The organism is Streptomyces sp. NPDC055025 (genome assembly GCF_053608565.1).
Window position 1 is genome coordinate 1 of the sequence record NZ_JBSGVS010000052.1, and the last position, 14,106, is coordinate 14,106.

The 14,106-nt window shown below is 72.8% G+C and carries 6 protein-coding genes; 3 read left to right on the plus strand and 3 right to left on the minus strand.

Annotation, left to right across the window (positions count from 1 at the left end; genetic code table 11):
- Positions 1-44: 44 nt before the first annotated feature.
- The 3 genes from ACWGDX_RS28045 to ACWGDX_RS28055 all read right to left on the minus strand — a co-directional run bounded on the left by ACWGDX_RS28045 (position 45) and on the right by ACWGDX_RS28055 (position 6,384).
- Positions 45-1,661: an alpha/beta fold hydrolase gene (locus tag ACWGDX_RS28045; RefSeq protein ID WP_453629933.1), complete on the minus strand. Its 1,617-nt coding sequence runs from the start codon at positions 1,659-1,661 to the stop codon at positions 45-47.
- A 178-nt stretch (positions 1,662-1,839) separates the two neighbouring features.
- Positions 1,840-3,435: an alpha/beta hydrolase gene (locus ACWGDX_RS28050; protein ID WP_453629935.1), complete on the minus strand. Its 1,596-nt coding sequence runs from the start codon at positions 3,433-3,435 to the stop codon at positions 1,840-1,842.
- Between the two features lie 129 nt (positions 3,436-3,564).
- Complete coding sequence (locus ACWGDX_RS28055) at positions 3,565-6,384, minus strand: lysylphosphatidylglycerol synthase domain-containing protein (RefSeq protein ID WP_453629937.1); 2,820 nt, start codon at positions 6,382-6,384, stop codon at positions 3,565-3,567.
- Positions 6,385-6,623: 239 nt separating this feature from the next.
- Between ACWGDX_RS28055 and ACWGDX_RS28060 the strand changes: the two genes are divergently transcribed.
- The 3 genes from ACWGDX_RS28060 to ACWGDX_RS28070 form a co-directional block, all read left to right on the plus strand.
- On the plus strand, positions 6,624-7,019 hold the full coding sequence (locus ACWGDX_RS28060; protein ID WP_453629939.1) for an MGMT family protein: 396 nt from the start codon (positions 6,624-6,626) through the stop codon (positions 7,017-7,019).
- Positions 7,020-7,456: 437 nt separating this feature from the next.
- On the plus strand, positions 7,457-10,993 hold the full coding sequence (locus ACWGDX_RS28065) for an ATP-dependent helicase (RefSeq protein ID WP_453629941.1): 3,537 nt from the start codon (positions 7,457-7,459) through the stop codon (positions 10,991-10,993).
- A 188-nt stretch (positions 10,994-11,181) separates the two neighbouring features.
- Positions 11,182-14,106, plus strand: a 2,925-nt coding sequence (locus ACWGDX_RS28070) for a UvrD-helicase domain-containing protein (protein ID WP_453629943.1), incomplete at its 3' end; no start/stop codon positions are given.

Sequence of the window (14,106 nt, forward strand, 5' to 3'; positions counted from 1 at the left end):
CGGTCCACCCTCGGGTGGACCGGCCCCTTCGTCACGCGGAGGACCTACGCGCAGCTCTTCCCGGACTCCGGGACCTCGCCGCGCAGGAAGTAGTCGTCCACGATCTGCGTGACACACGGATTCCCCGTGGTGTACGCGCCATGGCCCTCACCCTCGAAGGTGAGATGGACGCCGACGCCCTCGCCCAGCTCCGCGACCATCCGCTCGGAGCCCTCGTACGGGGTCGCGGGATCGCCCTTGCCGCCTATCACCAGGATCGGGTCCGCGCCCGGCGCCGCCACCTCCGGTGTCTCGTGCTCACCCGCGACCGGCCACCGCGCGCACCAGCCCGCCAGATCCCACGCCAGATAGGGGCCGAAGACCGGCGACACCTCGCTGAAGTCGGCCAGCAGCCGGGATCTGACCTCGGCCGCGTCCACCCGGCCCTTGGCGTCCGCGCAGGAGATGGCGCGCTGGGCGTGGTGCGAGACACCGTAACGGCCCTGTGCGTCACGGTCGTTGTACGAGTCGGCCAGGCGCAGCAGTCCGGTGCCGTCGCCGTCCTCCGCGCTCTCCAGCGCGTCCGTCAGCTCGGGCCAGCTCTCCTCGCCGTACAGCGGGCTGATGATGCCGGTCAGGGCGAGGCCCTGGGTGAGCGTACGGCCCATGGAGGTGGGCAGGGGCTCGCGGTCCAGCCGGTCGAGCAGCTTCACCACCCGCGCCGTACCGCTTCTCGCGCTGATGTCACGGCTGTCGAAGTAGTTGTCCAGGGCGCGCTGGAAGCCGGTCGCCTGGTTGCGGGAGTGGCCGATGTAGTCGGCCGTCGGATCGACCACCGCGTCCAGGGTGAGCCGCCCGGCCTTCGACGGGAACAAGTGGGCGTACACCGCGCCCAGTTCGGTGCCGTACGAGAAGCCGAAGTAGTGAAGCTTCCGGTCCCCGAGCACCTGGCGCATCAGATCCAGGTCCCGCGCGGCGCTGGTGGTCCCCACATACGGCAGTACCCGTCCCGAACGCTTCACGCAGCCCGCGCCGAAGGCCGCCGAGTCGTCGAGGAAGTCCTTCTCCTCGGCCGGGGTGTCCGGGGTGGAGTCGATACGGAGGGACCGTTCCGTCTGCTGGTTGTCCCGGCACACCACCCCGGAGCTCTCGGCGACTCCGCGAGGGTCGAAGCCGACGAGGTCGTACCGGGCGTGGAGCTCGTCGAAGAGGCCGGCCGCGCCGGGCAGCGCGGCGACGCCCGAGCCGCCGGGCCCGCCGAAGTTGAAGAGGAGCGAGCCGATCCGGCGGTCCTTGTCCCGCGCGGCCGAGCGGATCAGGGCGATACCGATGGTCTCGCCGGCCGGCTCGGTGTAGTCGAGGGGCGCCCGCATCGTGGCGCACTGCCAGCCGGAGCCCGGAGCCTTCGCGGCGCTGCCCCGTGCCTTCTCGGGGGCCGCGCACCGTCCCCATTCGAGCCGCTGCGAGACGAACGCGGCCGGCAGCAGCGCCGGGACCGCCGGTCCGGCTTCCGCGCCCTGCCCCCGGTCCGTCCCCGGGGCGGTGGTGGCGGTGACCGGGGAAGCGGCCTTGGCGTCGGACGGGGTGTCGTCCGTACCTCCGCCGCATGCGGTGAGTGCGCCGGTCAGCAGCAATCCCGTTGACAGCATGGACAGGGTGGCTATCCGGAAACGTCTGGGCATCGGGCAATTCAAGCCCGTCCGGGGGTGGAGGACAACCGAGGTCCAGGCCGCCACGAGGGCGGAGTCCGCGCGGACGGCGCCGCTTTCGCGACAGGGGCCCGGCGGCAGGTCTTGGCGAAGGGCCCAGCGGCCGGCCCGGCCACACGGCCCGGTGGGTGGCACGGCCCAGCGGCACGGCCTAGCGGCACACCGTTCCCGCCGCGGGCACGGTGCCGTTCAGCAGATAGTTGTTCACGGCCCCCTGCACACAGGGGTTTCCGCTGTCGTACGAGCCGTGGCCCTGGCCGTGGTACGTGATCTCGACCCCGACGCCCTTGCCCAGCGCCTCGGCCATCGCCCTCGCGCCCGCGTACGGGGTCGCCGGGTCACCGGTGTTGCCGACGATGAGGATCGGCGCCGAGCCGGGCGCGCTGACGTCGGGGTGGGTCCACTGCCCGGGGACCGGCCACTTGGAACAGCTCATCAGACCCCAGCCCAGGAAGTCCCCGAAGACGGGCGACGCCCTCCGGAATTCGGGGAGCTTCGCCTTGGTCTGCTCCAGCGTGTAACGCTCCTTGGAGTCCACGCAGTTGACGGCCGCGTTGGCCGCCTGGAGATTGCTGTACCTGCCGTACTCGTCACGTCCGTTCATCGCGTCGGACAGCGCGAGCAGCAGCGCGCCGTTCCCGCCGTCGGCCTCGTCGAGCCCCTGTTCCAGATACGGCCAGAACTGCTTCGAATAGAGCGCCTGGGCAATGCCGTTGGTGGCCTGGGTCTGGGTCAGCTTGCGGTTGCCGATGCCGGCGACCGGCTTCTTGTCGAGCCGGGTGAGCAGTCCGGTGATGAATCCCTCGACCTGCTTCGGCGTGCTGCCGGGCAGTCGGCAGGCGTCGCCGCGCGCCACGCAGTCCTTCTCGAAGTTGTCGAGGGCGAGCTGGAAGCCCTTCGTCTGGCCGAGCGAGCCCTGTTCGGCGTTCTGGGACGGGTCGACGACGGCGTCGAAGACCGCGCGGCCGACGGACTTCGGATACAGGTGGGCGTAGACACCGCCCAGTTCGGTGCCGTACGAGATGCCGAAGTAGTACAGCTTCTTGTCGCCGAGGACCTTGCGCATCAGCTCCATGTCACGGGCGGCGTTGGTCGTGCCCACATACGGGAGTGAGCGGCCGGAGCGCTTCTCGCAGGCCGCCGCGTAGGAGGCGAGCCCCTGGGTGAAGGTCTTCACCTCGGCGGCGTCGTCCGGGGTCGCGTCCTGGGCGTAGTACGCGTCGAGCTGTTTGTCGTCCTTGCACTTCACGGGGTCGCTGCGGCCCACACCGCGCGGGTCGAAGCTGACCAGGTCGTAACGGGCCCGGAGCTTCTCGTAGTCCGGTGCGAAGGACGGCAGTCCGGTGATGCCGGAACCCCCGGGGCCGCCGAAGTTGAAGATGAGCGAGCCGATCCGCCGGGCCTTGTCACGTGCCGGGGCCCGGATGAGGGCCAGTTCGATCGTTCTGCCACCCGCTTTGGCGTAGTCGAGGGGGACCTTCATCGAGGCGCACTGCCACTGGGCACCACCGGGCAGCGGGGACGGTGCCGTACCGCCGCCCTCGGCGGTCGAGGGAACCGGGCACGCCGTCCAGCGCAGCCGCTGGGAGCCCAGGTTCTTGGGCACGGCCGTGCTGTTCGCCCTGCCGCCGTTGGAGCTGGTGCCCTCGGCGGAGCTCCCGCTGCCGGAGCAACCGGTGGCGGCCAGCAGTGCGGCGGCGGTGACAGCGGCGAGTGCCGTGCCGCGCCGGGTGGTGGAGGTCGGCATGGACCCATCGTGCGCTCCGGGGGAGCGGGCCGCGCGGGGCAGCGGCCATGCGAGTGGCGCGGGAGGCCGGTCCGGTCCGGTGGTCCGGTCGGGTCGGATCCCGGATCGCTCCTCGGAACGATCGCTCCTCTAGAGCTCTCCTCTGCGGGTGAGATGGCTGAAGCACACCCAGCCGGGCAGCACCGGCAGCCACAGCGTCAGCAGCCGGTACAGCAGCACGGCCGGCGCGGCGATCTCCTTGGGCAGTCCGACCGCGATCAGTCCCAGCGTCAGCGCGCCCTCGATCGCGCCCACCCCGCCCGGTGTCGGCGCCGCCGAGCCGAGCGCGCTGCCCGCCAGGAAGACCACCGCGATGCTCGCGTAGCTGAGCTGCTGGTTGCCGTTGTCGAACGCCCGGATCGAGGCGTCCAGACACATCACGAACACACCGGTCAGCAGCAGCATCCCGCCGATACCGGTGATCAGCTTCATCGGCCGCTGGAGCACATCGAGCATGCGCGGCACCACCCCGGCGAAGAGCGAGCGCAGCCGGGTCACTACGAACTTCCGCAGGAACGGGATCGCGGTCACGACCAGCACCAGCACCGCGACCGTCAGCAGCCCCGCGATGACCGTCCTGGACGGGGTGAGCGAGGCCGACTTCTCCGTACCGGTCAGATAGCCGAAGGACAGCAGCAGCAGGATGTGCGCGCCGAGCCCGAAGAGCTGCGACGCGCCCACGCTCGCCACCGCGAGCCCCGGCCGTACCCCCGCGCGCTGGAGGAAGCGGGTGTTCAGCGCCACACCGCCGACCGCCGCCGGGGCGACGATTTTGACGAAGGAACCGGCGACCTGCGCGGCGACCGTCTTACGGAACGGCACCCGTTCCGGTACGAAGCCCAGCAGGCTCATCGACGCCGCGACATAGCTGAGGAGCGAGAACGCCGCCGCCGCGGCCACCCAGCCCCAGTGCGCCTGGCGGACGACCGTGTTGAAGTCGAGCTGCGTCAACTGCGTGAGCAGGAAGTACGCGGCGATCGCCCCGGCGATGAAGCTGATGAGCGTACGGGGCTTGATCCGCTCCAGCCGGACCGGTTCGACCGGCGCCTGCGGCCTGATCAGCAGCACCTGCCGCCGCATCTGGGAGAGCAGATCCTCCTCGCGCGCCTCGTCGAGCGCGTCGTCTATCGCCCGCTTCTCGGCCTGCTTCTCCGCGCGCAGGGACTTCCGTACGGCCTTGCGGTCACCGTCCTCGGCGGCGATGTCCGCGGCCCTGAGGCGCTTGTTCGTCTCGGACGCCGCGAGCACCGCCTCGCGCTCGCGCTGCGACCGCTCACGGGCGAGCCTGCGCAGGGTCGCCCGGGTGGAGCGGCTCAGCGCGATCGGCTGGAGCAGCGGCAGACAGTCGGCGACGGCGTCCGGGCCGATCACCTCCACGGCGGCGGCGACGGAGCGCTCCGCGCCCACCCGCAGGCCCATCGTCGTGAGGAGCTGCGCGGTGTCCATCCGCAGCACCAGATCGCCCGCCGCGATCTCACCGCCGCGCAGCTCGGTGAGGATCACCTTCCCGAAGCGGTCCACGACGAGCGCGTCGCCGGTGAGCCTGCGGTGCGCGATACGGCGGGACTGGAGCGACTTCACCTGGTGCCAGGCGTTCCGTACCAGCTCGTCCGTGATCGACGGGTCCGGCAGCGAGTCCAGGGACCGGGCGCCCAGGTGCTCGTACACCAGCATGACGGCGTCGGGGCCCAGCTCGGAGGTGGCGATCAGCTTCGGGGCGTTGGCCCCGGCGGCGATGGCCGCGTACGCGAGGAGCGCTTCCTGTTCGAGCGCCTGGCGCAGGGAGGGGATGGAGCTACGGGTGGTGAAGGAGCGCAGTGTGAGCTGTCGCCAGACCCGGTAGAAGAAGCCCTGCGCCTGCTGTTCGCGGTCGACGACGGTGACATCGAGCGGCGGTCCGTCCTCCAGCGTGACCAGATACCGGCGGCCCCGGTCGCCCTGCTCGGCGGAGTCGGACGCCTCCTCGGCGCGCATCGCGCTGACCGGGCGGAAACCGACATGGCGCAGACCCGCCATCAGGGTCTGCCCGGTGGGCCGTACGTTGGGCGAGCCGACCGCGTAGAGCGTGCCGTACGCGACGCTCCAGCCGATCAGCACGGTCAGGGCGATCGAGAACGGGGTGGTGTAGCCGGCGACCAGCATGGCGAAGGCGTCGAGCAGCAGCACGACCCAGAGCACGACCCGCCAGCGGGGCCTGCGGGCCATGCCCACGGCCGTCATATAGGCGATGACGGGGGCGAGATAGCCATGTACGGGGTCGGTGAGCCCGGTGCCGAGCTGGGGCCGGGTCAGCGCGTCCTGGATGGACTCCGGGGCGGATCTGGCGACCCAGAGGTCGGTGGCGAGTGTCACCCCGTGGGCCAGTACGGCGGCGAGGACGCCGTCCGCGATCCGCAGTCCGTCGCGCTTGATCAGCCGCTCGATCGCGAAGGCGACGGGGACGAGCAGCACGGCGATGCTGGAGACCAGTCCCGCGACCTTGACCATCAGGTCGGGGGCCTGGCCCGTGCCCTTGGTGATGTCCTGTTCCAGCCCGGTGGTGGTGCCGTGGGCGAAGGCGGAGAGGCCGAGGAGGAGAGCGATGGCCAGGACGCCGATCAGCAGCCGCAGGAGATCGGAGGGCCGGTGGACACGGGCCGCGAGGAGTGGTTCGTCGCCCGAGACACGGTCGACGCGGGTGGCGCCGGTGTCACAGTCGTCGGCCGGGATGTCCTTGGGCGGGGTGTCATCGGCCGGGGTGCCGTCGGGGAGGGTGGTACGGGCCTCGGCGGTCCGGCCTCCGTTCGACTGGAGTCCGCCCGCCTTGAGCCCGTCGGTCCTGGGTTCGTCGGTCACCCCGGCACGTGCCCTGGCGGCCGTGTCCGGGCGCGGCTCAGCACCGGAGGTACCGGCCGTCGCAGTCGGCTGCACGGCCCGCTCCTCCACCGAATCCGTCTCTTCTTGATCTCGTATCACCAGTCACCGCCGGGACGATGGTGGCACGAGCCGACGACAGACGGGGGCATCAGGGTGCATTGCGGGGGCTCGAGGCGGGCGGAATGCGCCCCTTTGCGACTGTACGTACACAGGGTGACCGGGCGGACGCGCTCCGGAACGGCCCGGCGACGGGGCGGGCGGGGGTGTCGGTGGTGTGCGGCAGGATGGTGCGGATGAGGAACGACGAGGGAACGGGCACGGGCCGGCCCGGTGAACCGGCGGAGCTGCCCGAGTACGCGGAGCGGGTGCTGGACGTCGCCGAACTGATCCCGCCCGGCCGTGTGATGACGTACGGCGACGTCGCGGAGTGGCTCGGCGCGGGGGGACCGCGTCAGGTGGGCCGCGCCATGGCCCTCTACGGGGGTGCCGTGCCCTGGTGGCGGGTGGTCCGTTCGGACGGTGTGCTGCTTCCGGGACATGAGCTGACGGCCCTGGACCACTACCGCGAGGAGGGCACTCCGCTGCGCGAGGCCGCGCGGAGCGCCGAGGGGCATCTGCCGCGGCTGGACATGAAGCGGGCGCGCTGGGACGGCGAGGGCGCGGACGCCGACGATGTGGCTCACATATGACAGCTTCCGCCATTCGGCTCCGCGGCGGGATGTGCCACGGGGGTGCTGAGGACCACACGGACCGGACGAAGGCGCACGCGACGGCGCGCGAACCGGCGCACGGCGCGACCACCGAACCGGCCCCGGGGGCGTGGTCCTCGTGTGAACCGGCTCCGGGGAAATGGTCCTCGCGACGGCGGGCACCGCTACGACAGGCATCGCGACGACGAGTTCCGAGGCCACGAACCCCGCGACCACGGGATTCGAGATCACGGGCTCCGTGGCCACGGACTCCGCGCTCACGGGCTCTGTGGCCACGCGCTTCGTGGCCGGGGGCTTCCCACCGACCCTCCCGCACGGCGGAGCGAGCCGCGGACAGGCCGCGTCCCGGCCGCCCGGCGGCGTAGCGTCATCGGCACGCGTCACCACCAGCACCTCTTCCAGGACCGGCGACCCACGTGAGCTCCTCCTCCTTCTCCTTCACCGGGCGTACCCCGCACCGACGGGTACGGCAGCGGATCCCGGGCGCGTACCGACTGGTGCGTACCCCGCCGGTCCCGGTGGACCCCCCTGAGCTGGACGCGGCCCAGCGCGGAGTGGTTGACCACGGTTCGGGACCGCTGCTGGTGCTGGCCGGTCCGGGTACGGGCAAGACCACGACGCTCGTGGAGTCGGTCGCGGAGCGGGTCGGACGCGGGACGGACCCCGAACGGATCCTGGTCCTCACCTTCAGCCGCAAGGCCGCGGTGGAACTGCGCGACCGGATGGCCGTCCGGCTCGGCGGGAGGCGCGGTCCGCAGGCGACCACCTTCCACTCGTTCTGCTATGCCCTGATCCGCGCGCACCAGGAGGCCGAACTCTTCACCGAGCCGCTGCGGCTGCTCTCCGGTCCCGAGCAGGACGTCGCCGTACGGGATCTGCTCGCGGGCGAGATCGTGCTGGAGCGCGAGGGGCGGGGGCGCGTGAGATGGCCGGACGAGCTGCGCGCGTGTCTCACCACGCGCGGCTTCGCCGACGAGGTACGGGCGGTGCTCGCCCGCAGCCGCGAGCTGGGCCTCGGTCCCGACGCGCTGGCGGCCTTCGCGCGGCGCACGGGCCGTCCCGACTGGTCGGCCGCCGCTTCCTTCCTCGCGGAGTATCTGGACGTCCTGGACATGCAGGGCGTACTCGACTACGCGGAGCTGGTCCACCGGGCGGTGCTGCTGGCGGGCCGCCGCGAGGTCGCGGAACGGCTCGTCGCCCAGTACGACGCGGTGTTCGTCGACGAGTACCAGGACACCGACCCGGCGCAGGTCCGGCTGCTGGGCGCGCTGGCCGGCCAGGGCCGCACGCTGGTCGCCTTCGGTGATCCGGACCAGTCCATCTACGCGTTCCGCGGCGCCGATGTGAACGGCATCCTGGACTTTCCGTACGCCTTCCCGCGCGTGGACGGCCGCCCGGCACCGGTGGCGGTCCTCGGCACCTCCCGCCGTTCCGGCGCGGCGCTGCTCGCCGCGACCCGGCTGCTCACCCGCCGTATGCCGCTCACCCGGCTGCCTTCCGCGAAGGTCCAGGCGCACCGCGAGCCGGTGCCGGTCCGGGCGGGCGGCCGGGTCGAGACATACACGTTCCCGACCCCTTCGACGGAGCTGGAGAACATCGCCGACATCCTCCGCCGCGCGCATCTGGAGGACGGGATTCCCTGGAACGACATGGCGGTCCTGGTCCGGGCGGGCGGTCGCACCATCCCCTCCATCCGCCGTGCCCTGACCTCGGCGGGCGTCCCCCTGGAGGTGGACGGCGACGATGTGCCCCTCCGCCATGAACCGGCGGTGTCCCCGCTGCTGACGGCGCTCCGGGCGGTCGCCGAGGCCGCGCTCCGTCCGCGGTCCGGGCCGGAGCGGAACGAGCCCGAAGAGTCCGCGGAGGCGGAGGCCCACCGCCCCCCCGACCAGGACGCGTCGGACCAGGACGCGTCGGACCGGGGCGTACCGGACGAGGGCCTGCCCGGCCGTGCTACGCCTGAAGACGACGTCACCGCCCACGACATCACCGACCAGGACCCGCCCGAGCGGCACGGACGGGGTGAAAGGGATGGACGGGATGAACAGGGCGAACGGGGCGCCGCGTCCGGTGCCGTCGGTCCGCTCGATGTCGAGACCGCGCTCGCCCTCCTCTCCTCGCCCCTCGGCGGTATGGACGCCGCCGATCTGCGCCGGCTCGGGCGCGCGCTGCGCGACGAGGAGCGGGCCGGGGGCAACCGGGTGCCCGCCTCCTCCGATGTGCTGCTCGCGCGCGCGCTCGCCGAGCCCGAGCGGCTCGTGGCGCACGATCCGGCGTACGCCCGGGGCGCCCAGCGGCTCGGCGCACTGCTGCGCAAGGCGCGGGAGCTGCTCGAAGGAGGCGGCACCGCGCAGGAGGCGCTCTGGGCGCTCTGGGACGGCACTTCCTGGCCGGGCCGGCTCGAACGGTCCGCCCTGCGCGGCGGCGCCGCGGGCCGTAACGCCGACCGCGACCTCGACGCCGTGTGCGCCCTCTTCGACGCGGCGGCCCGCGCCGAGGAGCGCACCGGGGGCCGGGGCGCGCTCAACTTCCTGGAGGAAGTGGACGCCCAGGACATCGCCGCCGACACCCTCAGCCGCCGTGCCGTACGCCCCGACGCCGTACGGCTGATGACCGCCCACCGCTCCAAGGGCCTGGAGTGGCGGCTCGTCGTCGTCGCGGGTGTGCAGGAGGGTCTCTGGCCCGATCTGCGCCGCCGTGGCTCCCTTCTGGAGGCGGACAGGATCGGCCGCGACGGTCTCGCCGAGCCCCTGACTCCCGGCGCCCTCCTTACGGAGGAGCGTCGCCTCTTCTATGTCGCCGCCACCCGCGCGCGCGACCGCCTCGTCGTCACCGCCGTCAAGGCCCCCGCCGACGACGGCGACCAGCCCTCCCGCTTCCTCACCGAACTCGGCGTCGAGCCCAGGGACATCACCGGCCGCCCCCGCCGCCCCCTCGCCGTCGCCGCGCTCGTGGCGGAGCTGCGCGCCACCACCGTCGACCCGGAGGCGACACCGGCCCTGCGCGACGCCGCCGCCCGCCGCCTCGCCCGGCTCGCGGCGCTCGGTGACGAGGAGGGCCAGCCGCTCGTACCGTCCGCGCACCCCCACCGCTGGTGGGGGCTGTACGAGCCGACCCGCAGCGCCGTCCCGCTGCGCGACCGGGACGAGCCCGTGGCGCTGTCCGGCAGCGCCCTGGACCAGTTGGCGAACACCTGCGCGCTCCAGTGGTTCCTGGGCCGGGAGGTGAAGGCGGACGAGCCCGCCACCGCCGCCCAGGGCTTCGGAAATGTCGTCCATGTCCTGGCCGACGAGGTCGCCTCCGGCCGTACCCCCGCCGATCTCGCCGTCCTCATGGAGCGGCTGGACTCCGTGTGGGACGCGCTCGCCTTCGACGCCCCCTGGAAGTCCCAGCAGGAGAAGGAGCACGCGCGCGTCGCGCTCGAACGCTTTCTGCGCTGGCATGTCATGGACCGCGGCGGACGCGTCCCCGCCGCCACGGAGCACGGTTTCGACGTCACCCTCGAAGCGGGCGCGTACGAGGTGCGTATCCGGGGTTCCATGGACCGCGTGGAGCGGGACACCGAAGGCCGCGCCTATGTCGTCGACTTCAAGACCGGCAAGCAGGCTCCCACCAAGGACGAGGTCGCCCGCCATCCCCAGCTCGCCGTCTACCAGCTCGCCGTACGGGAGGGCGCGCTGGACGAGGTCTTCGACGGCCGCCGTCCGGAGCCGGGCGGCGCCGAACTCGTACAACTGCGCCAGTCCGCGCCCAAGAAGGAGGGCGGCGAGCAGCTCCCCAAGGTCCAGGCGCAGGAGCCGCTCGCGGGGGAGTGGGTCGGCGAACTGCTCACCACCGCCGCCGGACGTGTACTGGACGAACGGTTCACCCCCACCACCGGGGGACACTGCGCCAACTGCGCCTTCCGCGCCTCGTGCAGCGCACGGCCGGAGGGCCGGCAGATCGTGGAGTGAACCGCCTGCCGGGCGTCGCGGAGTGAACGGACCATGGGCGGACGGACCGTGGAGTGAACCGTCCGCCGGGTGTCGCGGGGTGAACCGCCTGCCGGGCGCCGTGGAGCGAACCGCCTGCCGGGCATTGCGGGGTGAGCGGGCCGCCGAGCACTGTCAGCGTTGTCAGTGGTGGCGGATAGCCTCTCCGGGTGTCCGTACATCTCACCGACCCCGAGCAGCTCAAGGAGCTTCTCGGCATCCCCTTCACCCCGGAGCAGGTGGCCTGCATCACGGCGCCGCCCGCCCCGCAGGTCATCGTGGCCGGAGCCGGCTCCGGGAAGACGACGGTGATGGCCGCCCGGGTGGTGTGGCTGGTGGGCAGCGGACAGGTCGCCCCCGAGCAGGTCCTCGGGCTCACCTTCACCAACAAGGCGGCGGGCGAGCTGGCCGAACGCGTCCGCAAGGCGCTCGTACGGGCCGGGGTCACCGATCCCGAGGTGATCGACCCGGACCACCCCCCGGGCGAGCCCCGTATCTCCACGTACCACGCCTTCGCGGGGCGGCTGCTCACCGACCACGGTCTGCGCATAGGACTCGAACCGACCGCCCGGCTGCTCGCCGACGCCACCCGCTTCCAGCTCGCCGCGCGGGTGCTGCGGGAGGCGCCCGGACCGTATCCCGCCCTGACCAAGACGCTCCCCGCCCTGGTCAGCGATCTGCTCGCGCTCGATGCCGAGCTGGCCGAGCATCTCGTGGGCACGGACAGGCTCGGCACGTACGACCGCGATCTGCTGCGCACCCTGGACGGCGCCCCGCTCAGCAACGCCGAGCTGCGCAAGGTGCCCGAGACGGTGGCCGCCCGCCGTGAACTGCTCGACCTCGTGGGGCGTTACCGCGAGGCCAAACGCGCCCGCGATCTGCTCGACTTCGGCGACCAGATCGCGCTCTCCGCCGAACTCGCCTCGACGAGAGCCGAGGTCGGGGTGATTCTCCGGGACGAGTTCCGGGTGGTGCTGCTCGACGAGTACCAGGACACCTCCGTCGCCCAACGGCTCCTCCTCTCCGGGCTCTTCGGCGGCGGCACCGGGCACGCGGTGACGGCGGTCGGCGACCCCTGCCAGGCGATCTACGGCTGGCGCGGCGCCTCCGTCGCCAATCTGGACGACTTCCCGGAGCATTTCCCGTACGCCGACGGCACCCCCGCCGCCCGGTTCTCGCTCAGTGAGAACCGGCGCAGCGGCGGCCGTCTCCTCGACCTCGCCAACGGTCTCGCCGAGCCGCTGCGCGCGATGCACGAGGGCGTGGAGGCACTGCGCCCCGCGCCCGGCGCGGAGCGCGACGGCGGAGTGCGCTGCGCCCTGCTCCCCACCCACACGGAGGAGATCGAGTGGCTCGCCGACTCGATCGCCCATCTCGTGCGCACGGGCAAGGAGCCGGGCGAGATCGCCGTGCTGTGCCGTACGGCCGGGGACTTCCCGGAGATCCAGGGCGCCCTGGTGGCCCGTGACGTACCCGTCGAGGTCGTGGGGCTGTCCGGACTGCTCCATCTGCCCGAGGTCGCCGATCTCGTCGCCATGTGCGAGGTCCTCCAGGACCCGGGCGCCAACGCCTCTCTGGTACGGCTGCTCACCGGTCCCCGCTGGCGCGTCGGGCCGCGCGATCTCGCGCTGCTGGGCCGCAGGGCCCGGCTGCTGGTCCACCGGGGCGGCGGCGAGGACGGGGCGGACGACCTCGACGCGCGGCTGGCGGCGGCGGTCGAGGGCACCGACCCCGCCGAGGTCATCTCACTCGCGGACGCCCTCGACACCTTCCTGGAGCCGGCGGGCGCCCCGGCGGACGGGCTGCCCTTCTCCGCCGCCGCGCGGGTCCGGTTCGCACGGCTCGCCGCCGAGCTGCGCGAGCTGCGCCGGTCCCTGGCCGACCCCTTGATGGACGTCCTGCACCGCGTCCTGGCCACGACGGGCCTGGAGGTCGAACTGTCCGCGTCACCGCACGCCCTGGCCGCGCGCCGCCGCGAGACGCTGAGCAACTTCCTCGATGTCGCGGCCTCCTTCGCCGCGCTCGACGGGGAGGCGGGGCTGCTCGCCTTCCTGGCGTTCCTGCGGACGGCCGCGCAGTACGAGAAGGGCCTGGACCACGCGCTGCCGGGCGGCGAGAACACGGTGAAGGTCCTCACCGCCCACAAGTCCAAGGGGCTGGAGTGGGATGTGGTCGCCGTACCTGGACTGGTCGCGGGACAGTTCCCCAACGGCCGGGCGCGCGAGGCCTGGACGTCCCAGCCGAAGGTCCTGCCGCACGCGCTGCGCGGCGACGCCCCGACGCTGCCGGATGTGGCGTCCTGGGACGCGAAGGGTCTCAAGTCGTTCAAGGACGCGATGAAGGCGCACCAGCACACGGAGGAACTGCGGCTCGGGTATGTCACCTTCACCCGCCCGCGCTCCCTGCTGCTCGGCTCCGGCCACTGGTGGGGCCCGACCCAGAAGCGCCCGCGCGGGCCGTCGGACTTTCTGCACGCCCTGTACGACCACTGCGCGGCGGGTTACGGGGAGATCGAGGCGTGGGCGGACGCGCCGGAGGAGGCGGACGAGAACCCGTCCCTGCGCGCGGAGACCACCCCCCACGCCTGGCCCCTCCCGCTGGACCCCCGGTCCCTGGCCCGCCGCCGCGAGGCGGCGGACACGGTCCTGGCGCACATGGAGGAGTTGCTGAGACGGGAGGGCGAGGCCGCGACCGCGCCGGAGTCGGAGTCGGACGCGGAGTCGGGCGCGGAGTCGGGCGCGGAGTCCGAGTCCGAGCTGGACGCGGAGGACGTCGGGACGGACGACGGGCCGGACCCGTTCACGCCGGATGATCCGGAGCCGTACGGTCCGGCCCCGGCGGAGCTGTTCGACGGCGAGCACTCCGATGTCGGCCCGTACGACGCGGACCCCGGCGACTCCGACGCGGATCCCGGCGACGCGGATCCGCCCGAGCTGTCCGACCCCGACCTGTCCGACTGGGACGCCTGGACGACCACACGTGAGACGTCCGCCGGAGCCCCGGCGGACGGGGCCCCAGCCGCCGTACCCGCTCCCCCGCCGACAACCGATGCCGGGGTCGGCGCCCACCCCCGCCACGGCGCCCCCCCCCCCCCC

Bases quoted from the DNA above. Each gene is read 5' to 3' on its own strand.
- ACWGDX_RS28045 (WP_453629933.1), bottom strand. From the start codon at position 1,661: ATGCCCAGACGTTTCCGGATAGCCACCCTGTCCATGCTGTCAACGGGA.
- ACWGDX_RS28050 (WP_453629935.1), bottom strand. From the start codon at position 3,435: ATGCCGACCTCCACCACCCGGCGCGGCACGGCACTCGCCGCTGTCACC.
- ACWGDX_RS28060 (WP_453629939.1), top strand. From the start codon at position 6,624: ATGAGGAACGACGAGGGAACGGGCACGGGCCGGCCCGGTGAACCGGCG.